Origin of the sequence: Dactylosporangium aurantiacum, from assembly GCF_000716715.1 — a bacterium.
In the GTDB taxonomy this organism is placed as follows: Bacteria; Actinomycetota; Actinomycetes; order Mycobacteriales; family Micromonosporaceae; genus Dactylosporangium; species Dactylosporangium aurantiacum.
Genome location: NZ_JNYJ01000001.1, coordinates 308823 through 327953 on the forward strand (window position 1 = coordinate 308823; position 19131 = coordinate 327953).

Annotated in this window: 15 protein-coding genes and 1 tRNA gene; 10 read left to right on the forward strand and 6 right to left on the reverse strand. The window is 70.0% G+C overall.

Features of this window, described 5'->3' with window-relative positions:
• Positions 1 to 10 precede the first annotated feature (10 nt).
• Positions 11 to 826, forward strand: a complete 816-nt coding sequence (locus OP18_RS01420) for a spermidine synthase (RefSeq protein WP_156089226.1) — start codon at positions 11 to 13, stop codon at positions 824 to 826.
• A 15-nt stretch (positions 827 to 841) separates the two neighbouring features.
• Here OP18_RS01420 and OP18_RS01425 read toward each other — a convergent pair.
• Positions 842 to 915: transfer RNA gene (locus OP18_RS01425), tRNA-Leu, on the reverse strand.
• A 95-nt stretch (positions 916 to 1010) separates the two neighbouring features.
• On the opposite strand from OP18_RS01425, the gene OP18_RS01430 reads away from it, so the two are divergent.
• The 5 genes from OP18_RS01430 (at position 1011) to OP18_RS01450 (ending at position 5948) form a co-directional block, all read left to right on the forward strand.
• On the forward strand, positions 1011 to 1622 hold the full coding sequence (locus OP18_RS01430) for an ANTAR domain-containing response regulator (protein WP_033356760.1): 612 nt from the start codon (positions 1011 to 1013) through the stop codon (positions 1620 to 1622).
• A 171-nt stretch (positions 1623 to 1793) separates the two neighbouring features.
• Entirely contained in the window at positions 1794 to 3074 is a 1281-nt protein-coding gene (locus OP18_RS01435; protein ID WP_033356999.1) for a branched-chain amino acid ABC transporter permease, read from the forward strand.
• 10 nt (positions 3075 to 3084) lie between these two features.
• Positions 3085 to 4080, forward strand: a complete 996-nt coding sequence (locus OP18_RS01440; RefSeq protein WP_033356761.1) for a branched-chain amino acid ABC transporter permease — start codon at positions 3085 to 3087, stop codon at positions 4078 to 4080.
• A complete protein-coding gene (locus OP18_RS01445; protein ID WP_081970152.1) occupies positions 4070 to 5065 on the forward strand; it encodes an ABC transporter ATP-binding protein in 996 nt (331 codons plus the stop codon). Before OP18_RS01440 ends, OP18_RS01445 begins: the two co-directional genes overlap by 11 nt.
• A gap of 85 nt (positions 5066 to 5150) precedes the next feature.
• Positions 5151 to 5948 carry an ABC transporter ATP-binding protein gene (locus OP18_RS01450; RefSeq protein ID WP_033356762.1) on the forward strand — a complete coding sequence of 266 codons (798 nt, stop codon included), beginning with the start codon at positions 5151 to 5153 and terminating at the stop codon, positions 5946 to 5948.
• A 200-nt stretch (positions 5949 to 6148) separates the two neighbouring features.
• Here OP18_RS01450 and OP18_RS01455 read toward each other — a convergent pair whose 3' ends face one another.
• Complete coding sequence (locus OP18_RS01455; protein WP_033356763.1) at positions 6149 to 7408, reverse strand: ABC transporter substrate-binding protein; 1260 nt, start codon at positions 7406 to 7408, stop codon at positions 6149 to 6151.
• Positions 7409 to 7644: 236 nt separating this feature from the next.
• On the opposite strand from OP18_RS01455, the gene polA reads away from it, so the two are divergent.
• The gene (polA, locus tag OP18_RS01460) at positions 7645 to 10335 is read left to right on the forward strand and encodes a DNA polymerase I (protein ID WP_033356764.1); all 2691 of its coding nucleotides are present in this window, start codon (positions 7645 to 7647) and stop codon (positions 10333 to 10335) included.
• Between the two features lie 101 nt (positions 10336 to 10436).
• Here polA and OP18_RS01465 read toward each other — a convergent pair whose 3' ends face one another.
• Positions 10437 to 11246, reverse strand: a complete 810-nt coding sequence (locus OP18_RS01465; RefSeq protein WP_033356765.1) for a class I SAM-dependent methyltransferase — start codon at positions 11244 to 11246, stop codon at positions 10437 to 10439.
• Between the two features lie 257 nt (positions 11247 to 11503).
• Between OP18_RS01465 and rpsA the strand changes: the two genes are divergently transcribed.
• Positions 11504 to 13009: a 30S ribosomal protein S1 gene (gene rpsA, locus OP18_RS01470; protein ID WP_033356766.1), complete on the forward strand. Its 1506-nt coding sequence runs from the start codon at positions 11504 to 11506 to the stop codon at positions 13007 to 13009.
• Positions 13010 to 14309: 1300 nt separating this feature from the next.
• Here rpsA and uvrB read toward each other — a convergent pair.
• On the reverse strand, positions 14310 to 16463 hold the full coding sequence (uvrB, locus tag OP18_RS01475) for an excinuclease ABC subunit UvrB (protein ID WP_033356767.1): 2154 nt from the start codon (positions 16461 to 16463) through the stop codon (positions 14310 to 14312).
• A gap of 266 nt (positions 16464 to 16729) precedes the next feature.
• On the reverse strand, positions 16730 to 17323 hold the full coding sequence (gene coaE, locus OP18_RS01480) for a dephospho-CoA kinase (protein ID WP_033356768.1): 594 nt from the start codon (positions 17321 to 17323) through the stop codon (positions 16730 to 16732).
• Between the two features lie 146 nt (positions 17324 to 17469).
• Between coaE and OP18_RS01485 the strand changes: the two genes are divergently transcribed.
• Both OP18_RS01485 and OP18_RS01490 read left to right on the forward strand, forming a co-directional pair.
• Entirely contained in the window at positions 17470 to 17703 is a 234-nt protein-coding gene (locus tag OP18_RS01485; protein WP_156089227.1) for a hypothetical protein, read from the forward strand.
• 139 nt (positions 17704 to 17842) lie between these two features.
• The gene (locus tag OP18_RS01490; RefSeq protein WP_033356770.1) at positions 17843 to 18817 is read left to right on the forward strand and encodes a hypothetical protein; all 975 of its coding nucleotides are present in this window, start codon (positions 17843 to 17845) and stop codon (positions 18815 to 18817) included.
• 3 nt (positions 18818 to 18820) lie between these two features.
• On the opposite strand, the gene OP18_RS01495 is transcribed toward OP18_RS01490, so the two are convergent.
• The gene (locus OP18_RS01495) at positions 18821 to 19114 is read right to left on the reverse strand and encodes an antibiotic biosynthesis monooxygenase family protein (RefSeq protein WP_033357001.1); all 294 of its coding nucleotides are present in this window, start codon (positions 19112 to 19114) and stop codon (positions 18821 to 18823) included.
• Positions 19115 to 19131: the final 17 nt, after the last annotated feature.

Below are 19131 nucleotides of genomic sequence, written 5' to 3' on the forward strand. Positions count from 1 at the left end.
GGCGGCCTGAATGGGCTCGTGGCGGGAGATCATCGACGGGATCGGCGAGCGCACCGAGTTCGGCAACGCCAGGCTGGTGCGCGACCCCCGCCGCAAGGGCGGCTGGACCCTGCTGTTCGAGGAGGTCCAGCAGTCCTACGTCGACGTCACCGACCCGACGTACCTGAGCTTCGAGTACACCCGCCGCCTCGGCGCGGTCGTGGACACCATGGCGCGGACCGGGGCGCCCCTGCACGTGCTGCACCTCGGCGGCGGCGCCTTCACGATGCCGCGCTACGTCGCCGCCACCCGGCCCGGCTCCACCCAGCTGGTGGTCGAGCGGGACCGCCGGCTGGCGGACTTCGTGCGGCGGGTGCTGCCGCTGCCCGACGACAGCGGAGTCACGCTCGAGTTCGGCGACGCCCGGCAGGTCGTGTCCGACATTCCGGCTTCGTCCTACGATCTCGTCATCGGCGACGTGTACGACGCCGCGGAGATGCCGCAGAGCGTGTCGGACGTCACGTTCGCCGCGGAGGTGGCCAGGATCCTGCGGGCCGACGGGGTCTACGCGGTCAACGTCGCGGACGTCGCACCGCTGGCCTTCTCCCGGGGGCAGGCGGCCACCCTGCGCACCGCCTTCGAGGACGTGTGCCTGCTGGTGCGCCCGGAACTCCTGCGGGGGCGGCGCTTCGGCAACGTGGTTTTTGCGGCGGCGAAGGCCCCCGACCGGCTGCCTGTCGCCCGGCTGGCCGCGATCCTGGGCCGGGACCGGCAGCCGGCGCAGGTCGTCAGCGGCGCCGGACTGGACCTGCTGACCGCCGGGACGGACCCCGTGGTGCTGCCCTGACGGGTGGACCGTGCGTGCCCCGGGTGGGATTCGAACCCACACTGTCGGAGGTTTGAGCTCCGTTCCTCTGCCGATTGGGATACCGGGACGGGTACGCCGCACCAGGGTACCCACTAGTCTGATCGCGGCGGTAACCGCCGTCAGTCGTGTCAGTCAGGTTTGTTGAGTCGGATCGGGAGTTGGCGTGGCCGAGGCACAGAGCCGTCGGGTGCTCATCGCGGAAGACGAGGCGCTCATCCGCCTCGACCTGCGGGAGATGCTCGTCGAGGAGGGCTACGACGTGGTCGGCGAGGCCGGCGACGGCGAGACCGCCGTCCGTCTCGCTGAGGAGCTCAAGCCCGACCTGGTCATCATGGACATCAAGATGCCGATCATGGACGGGCTGGCCGCCGCGGAGAAGATCGCCGGGGCCCGCCTTGCGCCGGTCGTCATCCTGACCGCGTTCAGCCAGCGTGACCTGGTCGAGCGGGCCCGTGCCGCGGGCGCCATGGCGTATCTGGTGAAGCCCTTCCAGAAGAGCGACCTGGTGCCGGCCGTGGAGATCGCGGTGTCGCGGTTCGCGGAGCTGGCGGTGCTCGAGGAGGAGGTCGCCACGCTGACCGACCGCCTGGAGACCCGCAAGGTCGTCGAGCGGGCCAAGGGGCAGCTGATGGCGACCTACGCGATGAACGAGCCACAGGCGTTCAAATGGATTCAGCGCACCGCGATGGACCACCGAATGACCATGCGCGAAGTGGCCGATCGGATCATCGCGGAAACGGCCGGCGGTAACAGCACTGTAACCCCTGAGTCCTGACCTTTTACCTGACCACGGCACGTCTGGGCATGTCCAGCCCAAGGTCGAATAACGGCTTGGTAACAGCGCGCAATTGGCTTGTGGCGCGGGCTATGATCCGCCAGTCCCGAGGGTCGGGACGGATTGCCGCCTTCTGTTATTCGAGGAGCACCATTGCGTAGAGCCGTGATCATGCTCACGGCCTTCCTGGCCTGCGTGATGCTCTCCTTCGGCCTCGGCGCCACAAGCGCATGGGCCGAAGGGGAAGCGCTGCAGGGGACGTTGACGAACAACGGCGCTCCGGTCGCCGGTGTCAAGATCAAAGCGTTCACCCAGGACGGCGCGCCCGCCGGTGAGGACACTTCCGACGAGCAGGGCAAGTGGAGTATTCCGGTGACCGGTCCGGGCACCTACCGGGTGGACCTCGATCTGACATCGTTGCCCTCGGGGGTCGGCCTCACCAACAACCGGCCCAGCCTCACCCCGACCGTGGCCGACGGGCAGGCGCGCAACGTGCTGTTCCCGCTCGGGCCGGCCGGCACGTCGATCGGCGGCGGCAACCAGCCGGGCACGAAGGACTCCGGTCCCTCGACGTTCGACCGCTTCGCCGACCTGCTGTACTCGGGCCTGCACTTCTCGCTGATCATCGCGCTCGCGGCGCTCGGCATCTCGCTGATCTTCGGTACGACCGGGCTCACCAACTTCGCCCACGGCGAGATGGTCACCCTCGGCGGCCTGGTCACGTTCCTGTTCAACGTGACGATCGGGATGCCGCTGGTGCTGTCCGGCATCATCTCGGTGGTCATCGGCGCCGCCCTGGGCTACTTCCAGGACCGCGCGTTCTGGGGCTGGCTGCGCAAGCGCCGCACCAACCTGGTGACCATGATGATCATCTCGATCGGCCTGTCGCTGCTGGTGCGCTACGTCTTCCTGTACTTCTTCGGCGGTGAGTCGCGCAACTTCGCCGACTACAACGCCCAGGCCGGCGTGCAGTACGGACCCTTCCTCATCGCGCCCAAGAACCTGATCGCCGACGCCGTCGCCCTCGTCGTCCTGGCCGCGGTGTCCTTCGCGCTGGTCGGGACCCGGCTGGGCAAGGCCACCCGGGCGGTCGCCGACAACCCGGCCCTGGCCGCCGCGTCCGGCATCAACGTCGACCGCATCATCCGCCTCGTGTGGACGATCGGCGGCGGCCTCGCCGCGCTCAGCGGCGTGATCCTCGGCGCCTTCCAGGGCGTCGGGTTCCAGATGGGCTTCCAGATCCTGCTGCTCATCTTCGCCGCGGTGACCCTCGGCGGCTTCGGCACGGCCTGGGGCGCGCTGCTCGGCAGCCTCGTCATCGGCCTGTTCATCCAGATCTCCACGTTGTGGATCCCGACCGAGTTGAAGTCTGTGGGCGCCCTCGCGGTGCTGATCGTGATCCTGCTCTTCCGGCCGCAGGGCATCCTCGGCCGCCGGGCCCGGATCGGCTGAGGGGACGATCATGAACTGGGAAAGCATCTTCAGCGTGTCGTTGGAAGCGATCATCGGTTCCACGGCTATTGCCTACGCCCTCGCGGCCATCGGGCTCAACGTCCACTTCGGCTACACTGGCCTGCTCAACTTCGGGCAGTCCGCGTTCCTCGGCGTCGGTGCCTACGGCATCGCGATCACGGTGGCCACCTTCGGACTGCCGCTGTGGCTCGGCGTCACCATCGGCCTGGCCGCGGCGGTGATCCTGGCGCTGCTGCTCGGTATCCCGACGCTGCGCCTGCGCGCCGACTACCTGGCGATCGTCACCATCGCCGCGGCCGAGATCATCCGGCTCTTCTACCGCGCCACCGACCTGCGCAAGTGGACGGGTGCCTCGGACGGCCTGCAGAGCTTCTCGCAGGACTTCTACGCGCTCAACCCGTTCGCCGGCAGCAAGGGCATCGACCTCGGGCTCATCACGTTCACCGACCGTGAGCTGTGGATCCTGGTCGTCGGCTGGACGCTGGTCCTGCTCAGCTGCCTGGTGGTCTGGCTGCTCATGAGCAGCCCGTGGGGCCGCGTGCTCAAGGCCATCCGCGAGGACGAGGACGCCGTGCGCAGCCTCGGCAAGAACGTCTTCTCGTACAAGATGCAGTCGCTGGTCCTCGGCGGTGTCATCGGCTGCCTCGGCGGTTTCGTGTTCGCCCTCGACCGGGCGGCCGTCCAGCCGGACACCTACGGCACGGAGTTCACCTTCTTCGCGTACACCATCGTGATCCTCGGCGGCGCGGCCCGGGTCTTCGGCCCGGTCGTCGGCTCCATGATCTTCTGGGTGCTGCTGGTCTTCATCGACTCGGCGCTCAGCGAGGCGTCCAACAACAAGGTCTTCCCCGAGTGGTTCATGACCACCTCGCAGGCCGGTTCCGTCCGGTACATCCTGGTCGGTCTCGGCCTCATCCTGCTGCTGATCTACCGGCCGCAGGGCATCTTCGGCGACAAGAGGGAGGTCATGCTCGATGGACGTTGACAAGCAGCCCGGCGGTGCCACTCGGGCCGCCCGGGCGCGGGCCGTGGAGGCCCTCGCGGGCCTGCCGTGCGAGCCGGGCGTGCCGAAGCCCGACCCGATCCTCGTCGCCGACAACGTGGTGCGCCGCTTCGGCGGCCTCACCGCGGTCGACGTCAAGCACGTGGAGATCCAGCGCGGCTCGATCACGGCGCTGATCGGCCCCAACGGCGCCGGCAAGACGACCTTCTTCAACCTGCTCACCGGCTTCGACGCGCCCGACGAGGGCAGCTGGACGTTCAACGGCCGGTCGCTGTCCGGGGTGGCGGCGCACAAGGTGGCGCGGGCCGGCATGGTCCGCACCTTCCAGCTCACGAAGGCGCTGTCCAAGCTCAAGGTCATCGACAACATGCGGCTCGGCGCCACCGGGCAGCGCGGCGAGACCTTCTGGCGCGCCCTGCTGCCCGGCACCTGGAAGCAGCAGGAGGCCGAGATCACGGCCCGCGCCGAGGACCTGCTGACCCGGTTCAAGCTCATCGCCAAGAAGGACGACTTCGCCGGCAGCCTCTCCGGCGGCCAGCGCAAGCTGCTGGAGATGGCCCGGGCCCTGATGGTGCAGCCGGAGATGGTCATGCTCGACGAGCCGATGGCCGGGGTCAACCCGGCGCTGACGCAGTCGCTGCTCGGCCACGTCAAGCAGCTGCGCGAGGACGGCATGACCGTGCTGTTCGTCGAGCACGACATGGACATGGTCCACGACATCAGCGACTGGATCATCGTCATGGGGCAGGGCGGCGTCATCGCCGAGGGCACCCCTGACAAGGTCATGGCCGACCCGCGGGTGATCGACGCCTACCTCGGCGCGCACCACGACGGCGCGGTCAAGACCGTCGGCGGCGAGGAGGTCGACGCCTCCACGCTGGACGAGTCCAACGGTGAGGTGACGCTCATCGGGGCCGTCGACGAGCTCGCCGCCGCCGATGACGACCCGAAGGGAGGGACGGCATGACCGGCCCGCAGCGGAGCGAGGAGCTGGGCATCATGGGCGCAGTCTCAAGGTCAGGACGGCGCCGGAGCGCAGCGGAGGTGACGGCATGACCGTTCCGATCGAGGACGACGCTCCTGTCAGCAACGAGATCGTCGACCGTGGCGACCACCTGGCGCACGCCGACGGGGCGGTGCTGCGCGCCGACGAGGTCGTCGCCGGCTACCTGCCCGGCGTCAACATCCTCAACGGCGCCGACCTGTACGTGCACGACGGCGAGCTGGTGGGCATCATCGGCCCCAACGGCGCCGGCAAGTCGACCCTCCTGAAGGCCATGTTCGGCCTGGTGAACATCCGCTCCGGCGCGGTCACCCTGCGCGGGGAGAACATCACCAACTTCAAGGCGCACGCGCTGGTGGAGCGGGGCATCGGCTTCGTGCCCCAGACCAACAACGTGTTCGCGGCGCTGACCATCGAAGAGAACCTGCAGATGGGCACGTTCCTGAAGCCGAAGCGCTTCAAGGAGCGCTTCGAGTTCGTGACCCAGCTCTTCCCGACCCTGGCCGAGCGGCGCAAGCAGCGGGCCGGGCTCATGTCCGGCGGTGAGCGGCAGATGGTCGCCATGGCCCGGGCGCTCATGATGGAGCCGACCGTGCTGCTGCTCGACGAGCCCTCGGCGGGCCTCTCGCCGGCGCTGCAGGACGAGGTGTTCTTCCGCACCAAGCAGATCAACTCGACCGGCGTGACGGTGGTGATGGTCGAGCAGAACGCCCGCCGGTGCCTGCAGATCTGCGACCGGGGATACGTGCTGGATCAGGGTCGTAACGCCTACACGGCGTCGGGTCAGGACCTCATCAACGACCCGCGGGTGATCGAGTTGTATCTGGGTACGCTCGCCCGCGCCTGAACCATCGTTTTTGCCTATCGGAAATCCCGCGTCCCCCATCCGGGGGGCGCGGGATTCCTTTTGTGTGCGGGTTATTCGGGATGTCGCGGGTGGCTTCGCACGGGTATTTCCGCGGGCGCTTCGCCCTAGCACGGGCATTCGCGGGCCTACGAAAAGAGCCCCACCGCCGTAGCGGTGGGGCTCTGCCCGGAGCCGGTAGATCAGATCTTGCCGGTCTGGTACTTCACGTCCGACGTGAGCTTGTTGTTCTCGTCGTAGGTGTAGACACCGATGGTGGCCTCGGCCGGGTCACCGGCGTCGTTGAAGGAGATCGGGCCGCTCAGGCCGTCGTAGTCGATGTCCTTCTTGGCCTTGAGCAGGTCGGCGCAGGACTTGAAGTCCGTGCACTTCTCGCCGCCCTTGGACACGGTGCCCAGGTGCTTCGCGATCTCGGCCGGGTTGTCGCTGCCGGCCTCGATGGCCGCGAGGGCCGCGAGCATGGTGGCGTCGTAGGACTCGACGGCGTAGTTCCAGTCCTTCAGGTCCTTGTTGATCTCAAGGGCGCGCTTCTTGAAGTCGTCCTTGGTCGCGGCGCCGGGCTGGGTGCCCTTGAAGCCCTTCAGCGTGCCGGGGGCGAAGTCCTTCGAGTAGTCGGCGATGTTGCCGTCGACGAAGTACCACTTCTTGGTCTTGAGACCGGCCTCGATCAGCTTGGGGACGATCTTCTTGGTCTCGTCGAAGCCGATGATGGCGATGGCGTCCGGGTTGGCCGCCTTGATCTTCGCGACGTCGGCCGAGAAGTCGGCGGCCTTCGGGTCGTAGGTCACCGACACGGCGACCTTGCCGCCGCCGCTCTCGATCTCCGCCTTGGCGTTCTCGGCGAGGCCGGTGCCGTAGGAGTCGTTGAGGACCAGCATGCCGGTGGTGGCGTTGCCGTCCTGGACGATCAGGTCACCGAGGACGCGGCCCTGCAGCGTGTCCGGCGGGGCGGTCCGGAAGTAGAGGCCCTTGTCGTTGTAGGTGGTCAGCGCCGTCGACGTGTTGGCCGGCGAGATCTGGACCACGCCCGCGCCGGTGATCTTGTCGATCACGGACAGCGAGACGGACGACGAGGCGGCACCGATGATGACGTCGGTCTTGTCCGTGAGCAGCTTGTTGACCGACTGGGTGGCGATGTCCGTGGAGGTGTCGCCCGAGTCCATGTGCTGGATCGTGACGGGCTTGCCCAGGACGCCACCGTTGGCGTTGATCTCCTTGATCGCGACGTCGACGCCGGCGAACTCCGGGGGGCCGAGGAAGGCCAGCGAGCCGGTCTGCGGCAGGATCGTGCCGATCTTGAGCACGCCGTCGCCCGGAGCGGCGCCACCACCGGTGGTCGCGCTCGTGCTCGGGCTATCTGCATCGTCACCACATGCACTGAGTGCCAGGACGGCAGCGCTCAGCACGGCGACCGAGCGCCATGCGAGGTTGGGGCGGATCATCACCTGTCTCCTTTTTACAGCGCGGTAGGCGTGGTTGCGCCTAGATGCCAAGACGCTGATGAAGGCAGAACCTAATGAAACTCCTGGGCTGGCACTAGGCCTTCGGGGCAACACGCCCTAGGAAGTTGCGCAGTCGTAATCTTCCTGTTCGCAACCGTCGCGGGAATCGCTTTGTCGCGTCACCGCGCGGGGTCTCGGCGGGGAAGTTGTCATACCCTGCGACTAGGCTCGCAGGTGTGACGGGTTCAACAGACACCAGGCTCCTGCTGCTCGACGGGCACTCCCTCGCCTACCGGGCGTTCTTCGCGCTCCCGGTGGAGAACTTCTCCACCAAGACGGGGCAGGTGACCAACGCCGTCTTCGGCTTCACGTCGATGCTGATCAACATGTTGCGGGACGAGAAGCCCACGCACGTCGCGGTCGCCTTCGATGTGTCCCGCCAGACCTTCCGCCTGGAGAAGTATGCGGAATACAAGGCCAACCGCTCCACCACCAGGCCGGAGTTCTCCGGCCAGCTCGACCTGATCAAGGAGGTCCTCAACGCGCTGCGGATCCCCTTCATCGAGAAGCCGGGCTACGAGGCGGACGACGTCATCGCGACGCTGGCCCGCCAGGCCGTGGAGCGCGGCATCCCGACCTCGATCATCACCGGCGACCGTGACGCGTTCCAGCTGGTCACCGACCTGGTGACGGTGCTGTATCTCAAGCGCGGGGTCTCCGAGCTGGACCGCATGACGCCCGCCAAGGTCGAGGAGCGCTACGGCATCCCCCCGTCGCTCTACCGGGCGAAGGCCGCCCTCGTCGGCGAGGACAGCGACAACCTCTCCGGCGTGCCCGGCGTCGGCGACAAGACCGCCGCCAAGTGGATCCTGCAGTTCGGCGACCTCGACGGGATCGTCGCCCGGGTCGACGAGATCAAGGGCAAGGCCGGGGAGAGCGTGCGCGCCCACCTCGCCGACGTCATGCGCAACTATGAGCTCAACGGCCTCGTCGACGACCTCGAGCTGCCGGTCGCCCCCGAGGAGCTGCAGTGGCGGGGCTGGGACCGCGAGGCGGTCCACCAGGTCTTCGACGCCCTGGAGTTCCGCATCCTGCGCGACCGGCTCTACCAGTATCTCGACGCCGTGGAGCCGGAGGCCGAGAGCGGCTTCGACCTCGCCGGCAGCGTCCTGCGCGAGGGCGTCGGCGCCTGGCTCGCCGAGCACGCGCCGGCCGGCACCCGGGTCGGCGTCGCCGTCGCCGGCAAGTTCGGCCGCGGCACCGGCGAGGTCACCGGCATCGGCCTGGCCGTCGCCGGCGGGCCGGCCGCCTGGTTCGACCCGACCGAGCTCGACGCCGCCGACGACGCCGCCGTGGGGGAGTGGCTCGCCGCCACCGACCGGCTCAAGGTGCTGCACGACGTGAAGCCGGCCCTGCTCGCGTTCGGCGCCCGCGGGTGGCAGCTGCGCGGCGTGGCCAGCGACACCGCCCTGGAGGCATATCTGGCCCGCCCCGACCAGCGCTCCTACGAGCTGACCGACCTGGCCCTGCGCTATCTCAAGCGGGAGCTGCGGGTCGACGCCCCGGACAACGGCCAGCTCGCGCTGGACGGACTCGGCGGCAACACGGGGGAGGCGGAGGAGAATCTCATGCTCCGCGCCCGGGCCACCCTCGACCTCGCCGAGGCGATCGCCGAGGAGCTGCGCCGCGACGGCGACTCCTCCGCCCGGCTGCTCGCCGAGGTCGAGCTGCCACTGGTCTCGGTCCTGGCGGACATGGAGCGGGTCGGCATCGCCGCCGACACCGAATACCTCAGCGAGCTGGAGTCGCGGTTCGCCAGCAACGTCAAGGCCGCCGCCCAGGGCGCCTACGAGGTGATCGGCCGGGAGTTCAACCTCGGCTCGCCCAAGCAGCTGCAGGAGATCCTGTTCAACGAGCTGGGCCTGCCGAAGACCAAGCGGATCAAGACCGGCTACACCACCGACGCCGAGGCGTTGCAGAGCCTGCACAAGCAGACCGAGCACCCGCTGCTGGCGCACCTGCTCAGCCACCGCGACTGGGCCAAGCTCAAGACCACCGTCGACGGGCTGCTCAAGTCGATCAGCGACGACGGCCGCATCCATACGACGTATTACCAGACCGTCGCGGCCACCGGCCGGCTGTCCAGCACCGACCCCAACCTGCAGAACATCCCGATCCGCACCGAGGACGGCCGGCAGATCCGCCGGGCGTTCATCGTCGGCGAGGGCTACGAGACCCTCCTCACCGCCGACTACAGCCAGATCGAGATGCGGATCATGGCCCACCTGTCGAAGGACGAGGCGCTGATCGAGGCGTTCAACTCCGGCTTCGACTTCCACGCCGCGACCGCGTCGTCGGTCTTCTCGATCCCCGCCGAGGAGGTCGTGCCCGACCAGCGCCGCAAGATCAAGGCGATGAACTACGGCCTGGCCTACGGCCTGTCCTCCTACGGGCTGGCCAGCCAGCTGGGCATCACCCCGGCCGAGGCCACGGTGCTCATGGAGGAGTATTTCGCCACGTTCGGCGGGGTCCGTGACTACCTGCGCCAGATCGTCGTGCAGGCCCGCCGCGACGGCTACACCGAGACGGTCCTCGGCCGCCGCCGCTACCTGCCGGACCTCAACAGCGACAACCGGCAGCGCCGCGAGATGGCCGAGCGGATGGCGCTCAACGCGCCGATCCAGGGCTCCGCCGCCGACATCATCAAGGTCGCCATGCTGCACGTCGACACCGCGCTGCGCACCGCCGGGCTGCGCTCACGCATGCTCCTGCAGGTCCACGACGAGCTGGTCTTCGAGGTCGCCCCCGGCGAGCACGCCCAGGTGGAGGCGCTGGTGCGCGAGCAGATGGGCGCCGCGTACCCCCTGGACGTCCCGCTCGGCGTGTCGGTCGGCTCCGGCCGCGACTGGAACGCCGCCGACCACTGACCCGTGTCCGGCCGCTCACGCCTCGTGCCGCCACCCGGAGCCTTCGGGTCGGCGGCACGAGGTGTCTTGTGCGGTCAGGCGGCACGAGGTGTCTTGTGCGATCAGGCGGGCTTGGTGGCGAGGAAGATCGCGGTGCCGGGGAAGATCCGGCCGCGCAGAGGGCTCCACTGGCCCCAGGTGGCCTTGTGCTCCTCGGGCCACTCCGGCTCGACCAGGTCGTCCAGCACGAAGCCGGCCGCGACCAGCTCGCGGATGCGGTCACCGAGCGTGCGGTGCTGCTCGACGTAGGTCGGCACGTGCCGCTCGTCCTCCTCCACGTAGGCGCGGCGGTCGAAGTACGAGTGGACGGCGACCAGGCCGCCCTCGCCCGGGTCGTCGAGGAACACCCAGCGCATCGGATGGGTGATCGAGAAGGCCCAGCGCCCGCCCGGGCGCAGCACGCGGTACACCTCCCGCATGACGCGTCCCGAGTCGGCGACGAACGGCACCGCACCGAACGCGGTGCACACGACGTCGAATACGCCCTCGGCGAACGGCAGCGCGGTCGCGTCCGCCTGCAGCAGCGGCACGCTGACACCCGATCGGGTGATCCCGGCCTGGGCGTGGCGGAGCATCCCGGCCGACAGGTCGCTGGCCACCACCCGCGCGCCCTGGGTGCGCAGCCACCGGGCGCACGACGCGGCGCCGCAGCCGATCTCCAGCACGTCCCTGCCCGCCACGTCGCCGAGGAGGTGCGCGTCGGCCTCGCGCAGCCCCTCCGGGCACCAGACGAAGTCGACGTCACCGAGGAACGCGCCGTGTTCGGCCTGGTAGGCGTCGGCGTCGGCGTCCCACCAGCCCCGGCTCGCACGGCGGCTCTCGGCCGGGTTCACTGCGCGTCGTGTGACGCCTGCGTCTGGTGACGTTTCCATGGACTGCAACGGTAGGCCCCGCAAAAGTCGGCGGATCGGGTCTGGGGGAGGGTTGGACCATGTGGTATTGCGCAGGGTAGGCTGATCGGTGCACTCGTGGGTTGTGCGCCTCGGCATGGAGCAGGCTCACGGTCGTCCGACACATCCTGAACTTCCAATGCACTGATCCTGCACTGCGACAGGCGAGTTGTGCCCGACGATGGTCCGCGGGAGCGCAGGTCCACCGAAGACACCCACCGACCGGAGCAACAACCCACATGACGAGCAGCATCGAGGCCACCTCGAGCGCCAGCAGCAACAAGGTCGTCGACGAACTCGCGTCCGATGAGGCGTTCCTCGCCGCGATCGACGAGACCATCAAGTACTTCAACGACGGCGACATCGTCGAAGGCACCGTCGTCAAGGTCGACCGGGACGAGGTCCTGCTCGACATCGGCTACAAGACCGAGGGTGTCATCCCCTCGCGCGAGTTGTCGATCAAGCATGATGTCGACCCTGCTGAGGTCGTGTCGGTCGGTGACCACATCGAAGCCCTGGTCCTGCAGAAGGAGGACAAGGAAGGGCGCCTGATCCTCTCGAAGAAGCGCGCGCAGTACGAGCGGGCGTGGGGCACGATCGAGAAGATCAAGGAAGATGACGGCATCGTCCGTGGCTCCGTCATCGAGGTGGTCAAGGGTGGTCTCATCCTCGACATCGGACTGCGCGGCTTCCTGCCGGCGTCCCTGGTCGAGATGCGCCGGGTCCGTGACCTGCAGCCCTACGTGGGCCGCGAGCTCGAGGCGAAGATCATCGAGCTGGACAAGAACCGCAACAACGTGGTCCTGTCCCGCCGGGCCTACCTCGAGCAGACCCAGTCCGAGGTGCGCACCGAGTTCCTGCACAAGCTGCAGAAGGGCCAGGTCCGCAAGGGCGTCGTGTCCTCGATCGTCAACTTCGGTGCGTTCGTCGACCTCGGTGGCGTCGACGGCCTGGTGCACGTGTCCGAGCTGTCCTGGAAGCACATCGACCACCCGTCCGAGGTCGTCGAGGTCGGCCAGGAGGTCGAGGTCGAGGTGCTCGACGTCGACCTGGACCGCGAGCGCGTCTCCCTGTCGCTGAAGGCGACCCAGGAAGACCCGTGGCGCCAGTTCGCCCGCACCCACGCGATCCAGCAGATCGTCCCGGGCAAGGTCACCAAGCTCGTCCCGTTCGGCGCCTTCGTCCGCGTCGACGACGGCATCGAGGGCCTGGTGCACATCTCCGAGCTGGCCGAGCGCCACGTGGAGATCCCCGAGCAGGTCGTGCAGGTCGGCTCCGACGTCATGGTCAAGGTCATCGACATCGACCTCGAGCGTCGCCGGATCTCGCTGTCGCTCAAGCAGGCCAACGAGGGCTTCGTCGAGGGCGAGGAGCACTTCGACCCGACCCTCTACGGCATGTCGGCCACCTACGACGAGCAGGGCAACTACATCTACCCGGAGGGCTTCGACCCGGAGACCGCCGAGTGGATGCCCGGCTTCGAGAAGCAGCGCGAGGCGTGGGAGCAGCAGTACGCTGAGGCCCGCCAGCGCTGGGAGGCCCACACCAAGCAGGTGCAGACGGCCCGCCAGGCCGACGCCGCCGAGCCCGCCGCCGCGGCCGCGGCCGGTGGCTCGACGAGCAGCGGCCCGGTGACCTCGTCGACCCCCACCGCGGCCCGCGCCCCGGAGGAGCCGGCAGGCACCCTCGCCACGGACGAGGCCCTGGCCGCCCTGCGCGAGAAGCTGGCCGGCGGCAAGAGCTGACGGCTCGCACAACATAGGAGAGGCCCCGCAGCCACCGGCTGCGGGGCCTCTCCCGTTTTCCCCGCCCCTGAGAACCCCTCCGCCACGACGCTCCCCGCGCTCCCCGCTGTCCCCCGAGCGCCCCCGCCACGGCGTGCCCCACCCCCCGGCGGATCCACATGCGGCGGGTCCTTGTGTGGCGGGTCCTTGTGTGGCGGGTCCTTGTGTGGCGGGTCCTTGTGTGGCGGGTCCTTGTGTGGCGGGTCCTCGTGCGGTGAGTGCTCGTGCGGTGGGGTGCTCTGCGTTGGGTGCTCGTGGGGCTACTGCTCGTGAGGTGGCTCTTCGAATGGCGGGTCTTTCGTGCGGTGGCTCCTCGCGCCGGATGTGTCGCGGCCGCCACTCCGATCGCCGAGCCGCCAGGACGGCAGCTGAAGCCGAGGTAGCCTCCGACGACACACACGACGAGTGCGCTGCCGACCTGACCGGACCCGCCGGGGCGATGTGGCCGGCCACCACCGGCACGGTGAGCGACCGCCATGCGAGTGCCCTGGGCCGGCCGCGGTGCCGAGCCGTAGTGCCGAGCCGTAGTGCCGAGCCGTAGTGCCGAGCCGTAGTGCCGAGCCGTAGTGCCGGGCAGGCCGGGCCGGGTGCCGGGCGGGCCGGGCCGGGGTGCCCGGCGGGCCGGGCCAGGGTGCCGGAGGGCCTGGGCTGGGGCGCCGAGCGGCCGCGGTGCTGGGCGAATCGGTGCTGGTCGAGCCGAGGTGTTGGGCAGGCTGTGGCGCCGGCGAGTCAGCGTGCTGGGCGAATCAGGGTGCCGGGCGAGCCGAGGTGTTAGGCAAGGCCGGGCGGGATCCGGCACACGGGCGCCCGCAGGGCTAGCAGCCGAGTGGACCAGCCTCACGCGCAAGGTGGCCAGCCCTCGCGGCACAAGCGGGGCAAGCGCCCACAGCCCGCGGGTCGAGCGTCCCCAACCGTGCGGGTCGGCGTTCCAGCCCGGCGTGTTGGAGCGCCCGGCCCGGTGCGTCGGCGGGGCCAGCCTCGCGGGTCAACCTTGGCCGGGCGGAGCAGGTGGGCCACCTGGCCGGGCGGAGCAGTGGCCACTCGGCCAGGCGAAGCAGGTGGGCCACTTAGCCGGGCGGAGCAGTGGGCCACTCGGCCAGGCGAAGCAGGTAGGTCACCGGCCGGGCCGAGCAGGTGGGCCACCCGGCCAGGCGCGCCAGGCACGACACGCCGGGCCCGCGGCCACCACCCGCACGGGACGACTGGCCGAGGGGCTGACTGCGCTCAGACCCTCGGCCAGTCGGGCCGAGGCGTGGGTGGGTTACTTGACGCCGGCCACGTCCATGGCGCGGAGCTCCTTCTTCAGTTCGGCGACCTCGTCGCGGAGCCGGGCGGCGAGCTCGAACTGCAGCTCGCGGGCGGCGTTGAGCATCTGGTCGTTGAGGTCCTGGATGAGGGTGGCGAGCTCGGCCCTGGCCATGCCGGCGCGGGCCGGGGTGGCGGCGCCGGCGGAGCCCTTGGTGCCGCCGCCCTTCTGGCGGGCGCGGGTGTTCTCGGGGGACTTGCCGCGGCTCATCTGGCGGCCGCCGCCGACGCTGATGGCGCCGCCGGGGCCGTGGCCGCCGACCGCGCCGGCGGTGTCCTCGGCCTCGCGGTAGATGTCGTCGAGAATGTCGCCGAGCTTCTTGCGCAGCGGCTGCGGGTCGATGCCGTTGGCGACGTTGTACGCGATCTGCTTCTCGCGCCGGCGGTTGGTCTCGTCGATCGCGAGGGCCATCGACGGGGTCATCTTGTCCGCATACATGTGGACCTGGCCGGAGACGTTCCGGGCGGCGCGGCCGATGGTCTGGATGAGGCTGGTGCCGGAGCGCAGGAACCCTTCCTTGTCGGCGTCGAGGATCGCCACGAGGCTCACCTCGGGCAGGTCGAGACCCTCGCGGAGCAGGTTGATGCCGACGAGCACGTCGAACTCGCCGCGGCGCAGCTCGCGCAGCAGCTCGACCCGGCGCAGGGTGTCGACCTCCGAGTGCAGGTAGCGCACGCGGATGCCGTGCTCCAGCAGGTAGTCGGTGAGGTCCTCGGCCATCTTCTTGGTCAGCGTCGTGACGAGGACCCGCTCGTCGAGCTCGACCCGCTGGTTGATCTCGTGCATGAGGTCGTCGATCTGGCCCTTGGTCGGTTTGATCACGACCTGCGGGTCGACGAGGCCGGTCGGGCGGATCACCTGCTCGACGAACTCGCCCTCGGTGCGGCCCAGCTCCCAGGGGCCCGGGGTCGCCGAGAGGTAGACGGTCTGGCCGACCCGCTCCTCGAACTCGTCGAAGCGCAGCGGCCGGTTGTCCTGGGCGCTGGGCAGCCGGAACCCGTGCTCGACGAGGGTGCGCTTGCGGGAGGCGTCGCCCTCATACATGCCGCCGATCTGCGGGACCGTGGCGTGCGACTCGTCGATGACGGTGAGGAAGTCGTCGGGGAAGTAGTCGAGCAGGCAGTGCGGCGGGCTGCCGGCCTCGCGGCCGTCGATGTGGCGGGAGTAGTTCTCGATGCCGTTGCAGAAGCCGACCTGGCGCATCATCTCGATGTCGTAGGTGGTGCGCATGCGCAGCCGCTGCGCCTCCAGCAGCTTGCCCTCGCGGTCGAGCTCGGCGAGCCGCTCCTCCAGCTCGGCCTCGATCTGCGTGATCGCCCGCTCCATGCGCTCGGGGCCACCGCCGTAGTGCGTCGCCGGGAAGATCATCAACTGGTCGACCTGGCGGATCTCGTCGCCGGTCAGCGGGTGCAGATACGACAGGCGCTCGATCTCGTCGCCGAAGAACTCGATGCGGATCGCGAGCTCCTCGTAGGCGGGGATGATCTCGAGCGTGTCGCCGCGGACCCGGAACGTGCCCCGGTTGAACGCGAGATCGTTGCGCGTGTACTGGATGTCGACCAGCCTGCGCAGCAGCTTGTCCCGGTCGAGCTCCTGGCCGAGGGTCACCTTCGCCGCCCGGTCCAGATACTCCTCGGGCGTGCCCAGTCCGTAGATCGCGGACACGGTCGCGACCACGATGACGTCGCGGCGGGTCAGCAGGCTCATCGTCGCGGAGTGCCGCAGCCGCTCGACCTCCTCGTTGACCGACGAGTCCTTCTCGATGTAGGTGTCGGTCTGCGGGATGTAGGCCTCAGGCTGGTAGTAGTCGTAGTAGCTGACGAAATACTCGACCGCGTTGTTGGGCATGAGGTCGCGGAACTCCTTGGCCAGCTGCGCGGCCAGGGTCTTGTTGTGCGCGAGCACGAGCGTCGGGCGCTGCAGCCGCTCGACCAGCCATGCGGTCGTCGCGCTCTTGCCGGTGCCCGTCGCGCCCATCAGCACGGTGTGCCGGTGCCCGGCCCGGACCCGGCGCGCCAGCTCCTCGATGGCGGCGGGCTGGTCACCGGACGGAACGTATTCGCTGACCACCTCGAAGCGGTTGTCCAAGCGGGGGATGTCGAGCGCCATGACCCAACCGTACGCGGAGGGTATGACAACTTTCGGGTTCCTCGCCCTCGGTGGTTGATCGTATTCAACATGACGATTGTGTGGGGAAGATCACCGGACTACCGTAGAGCTGTAGGCCGCTCGCGGCGGCCGACCGGAGAGCAGGCCGCCCATTACTCGGTCGGCCCTCCCGGCGCCAGGTTGCTGCCCCGGCCCGTCACGGCCGGCGAGCGCACCGTGGCGGGATCGCGCGACACGCGCGACCGGCCGCCGCGAGCGCCCCTGCGTCAGGCCTGCCCGGCGATCGCCGGCCACGCCGCGGCCACCGCCGCGTCCAGGTCCTTTGGCGTGCCGTCGTTGACGATCGCGACGTCGGCGACCTCGCGCCGTTGCTCGTCGGTGGCCTGCGCGGCGATGCGCGCCCGTGCCTCCTGCTCCGACATCCCGCGCAGCCGCACCAGCCGGTCCAGCCGGGTCGGGAGCGAGGCGAAGACGACGACGACCGTGTCGTACAGGCGCGACATCTGCTTCTCGACGATCAGCGGCACGTCGTTGACCACGACGGCGTTCTCGGGCGCGGCCGCGACGATCTCGGCGGTCCGGGCCCGCACCAGGGGGTGCACGATGCCCTCGAGCGTCGCGCGGGCCGCGTCGTCGCCGAAGATCCGCCGGGCCATCGCGGCCCGGTCGAGCCTGCCGTCGGCGGCGAGCACGCCGTCGCCGAACGCCTCGACGACCGCGGCCAGCCCGGGTGTGCCGGGCTCCACGACCTCCCGGGCCAGCCGGTCCGCGTCGATGACCACGGCGCCGAGCGCGGCCAGCCGCGCCGCCACGGCGCTCTTGCCGGCACCGATGCCGCCGGTCAGCCCCACCATCCTCATCGCGTCATCACATCATTGCCGCGCGGGCGGCGCCGAGGCGGACACCGGAAGGTGACCATCGGCGTGTACGCGCGAAAACCGCCAAATGTGCGGATAACGTCCGTCTCGGGGAAGACTCCCCGGGGGCGAACGTAACGGGGCGAACAATGACACAGGGGCGACACTGCATGGGCCGGCCGGGCCTCGGGCGCCGCGACATCACCATGATCGTGGCGGCCGCCGACGCCGCGGGCCGCCGGCCGCGGCACCGCCGGGCCCGCCGGTCGACGACCGAGGCCGCCGGCATTTTCGCCGCCGCGGCGGTGCTCACGATGCTGGCGGTCAGCGGCTGGTACACCGCATCCGGGGCCACCGCCGTCGCGCAGATGCTGGCCCGGTGACCAGGCAGGCACCCAAAGGCTGAGCCATCAGCCGTGGCGCGAGGCGCGGGCTGTCAGCGATACTCTGCCGGGCGAGTGCACGATTGCCGTGCGCAGGTGCACGAACTGCACGGACGCCAGGACCAGAAGGACACGCTGCATGGAGCCGGGACACCCCCCACGGCAGGATCCACCGACGGAGCCGAGCCACGACCAGGTCAACGGGTCGCCGCCGCGGCCCCGCAGCCGGCGCGGCTGGATGTCGGACTCGCCGCTCGACGGCGGCTCCGGCTGGCCGACGTCGGCGTATGCGATCGTGCCGCGCCAGGCCACCCCGCAGACCCAGCAGGTGCCCCCGCAGCCCTCCGCGGACACCGCGGCCCAGCGGCCGGTGGACCCGGCGCCGGCCGTGCCGCAGCAGCCGCCGCCCGCCGCCGAGCCTGAGCCGGCCGAGGCGGCGCCGCGCCGTCGCCGCCGCGTCGCCGTGCTCGTCATCGGCCTGATCGTGCTCGTCGTCGCGGTCGTCGGCGGCGTCCTGGCCACCCGCGGCGCCGATGGCACCGAGGAGTCCCCGGGCAGGACCCGCGCGGTCACCGGCCCGGTCGTGCCGACCGGCACCGCCCCGACCACGACCGCCGCCGCGGGCGCGGGCGCGGCCGGCGGGCCGAGCGCGGACGCCAGCGGATCGCCGGTGTCCAGCATCAGTGCCAGCGCCACGCCGGACCCGAGCACCCCCGCCTCGCAGGCCCCGGTCACCGACGTGCTGCGGGCCGGCACCGTCCGCCTCGCCGTCCTGGCCGGGCAGCCCGACGAGACCTTCGACTTCGACAGCGGCGTCAAGCAGGCCGCCGGCGCCGACGTGGCCGCGGGTGCCCTCGGCCTGACCGCCGTCGGCGGCGCCGCCTTCGCCCCGGTCACGCAGGCGCCGACGCTCGCCGGCTGCGGCGCGGTCCCGGCCGCGCAGTGGAGCGACCGGATCCTGCTCTCCGCGCTGCTGCCCACGGCGAAGGTGTGCTTCCGCACCGGCGACCAGCGCTTCGGCTGGTTCAGCCCACGCTCCGGCGAGGCCGTGGTCGGCGGGCAGCTCTACACCACGTATCTCGACTTCACGGTGTGGAAGAAAGCGGGCGACTGACGGTCAGGCGGGCACGTCGGTGAAGTGCTCGACCCTCGGCGCACCGTCGAAGAACGGCCCGAGCAGCGCGCGCCACCGCGTGAAGCGGTCGGTCGCGCGGAAGTTGTCCAGGTGCGCGTCGACCGAGTCCCACTCCACCAGCAGCACGAACCGGTTCGCCGTCTCGACGCCACGGGTCATGCGCACCGAGCGGCAGCCGGGGGTGGACGCGAGGATGGGGTGCCCTTCACGGTACGCGGCGGCGAACGCCTCCTCGTGACCTTCGAGCACGTCGATGAGCGCAACTTCCAGGACCATCCGGAAAGGGTAGAGGA

Excerpts from the sequence above, each read along its gene's own strand:
- OP18_RS01435 (WP_033356999.1), top strand. The coding sequence starts at position 1,794 with ATGCTCACGGCCTTCCTGGCCTGCGTGATGCTCTCCTTCGGCCTCGGC.
- OP18_RS01490 (WP_033356770.1), top strand. The coding sequence starts at position 17,843 with ATGGAGCCGGGACACCCCCCACGGCAGGATCCACCGACGGAGCCGAGC.
- OP18_RS01485 (WP_156089227.1), top strand. The coding sequence starts at position 17,470 with ATGACACAGGGGCGACACTGCATGGGCCGGCCGGGCCTCGGGCGCCGC.
- OP18_RS01450 (WP_033356762.1), top strand. The coding sequence starts at position 5,151 with ATGACCGTTCCGATCGAGGACGACGCTCCTGTCAGCAACGAGATCGTC.
- OP18_RS01495 (WP_033357001.1), bottom strand. The coding sequence starts at position 19,114 with ATGGTCCTGGAAGTTGCGCTCATCGACGTGCTCGAAGGTCACGAGGAG.
- uvrB (WP_033356767.1), bottom strand. The coding sequence starts at position 16,463 with ATGGCGCTCGACATCCCCCGCTTGGACAACCGCTTCGAGGTGGTCAGC.
- OP18_RS01465 (WP_033356765.1), bottom strand. The coding sequence starts at position 11,246 with ATGGAAACGTCACCAGACGCAGGCGTCACACGACGCGCAGTGAACCCG.
- OP18_RS01455 (WP_033356763.1), bottom strand. The coding sequence starts at position 7,408 with ATGATCCGCCCCAACCTCGCATGGCGCTCGGTCGCCGTGCTGAGCGCT.
- OP18_RS01420 (WP_156089226.1), top strand. The coding sequence starts at position 11 with ATGGGCTCGTGGCGGGAGATCATCGACGGGATCGGCGAGCGCACCGAG.
- rpsA (WP_033356766.1), top strand. The coding sequence starts at position 11,504 with ATGACGAGCAGCATCGAGGCCACCTCGAGCGCCAGCAGCAACAAGGTC.
- coaE (WP_033356768.1), bottom strand. The coding sequence starts at position 17,323 with ATGAGGATGGTGGGGCTGACCGGCGGCATCGGTGCCGGCAAGAGCGCC.
- OP18_RS01440 (WP_033356761.1), top strand. The coding sequence starts at position 3,085 with ATGAACTGGGAAAGCATCTTCAGCGTGTCGTTGGAAGCGATCATCGGT.
- OP18_RS01445 (WP_081970152.1), top strand. The coding sequence starts at position 4,070 with ATGGACGTTGACAAGCAGCCCGGCGGTGCCACTCGGGCCGCCCGGGCG.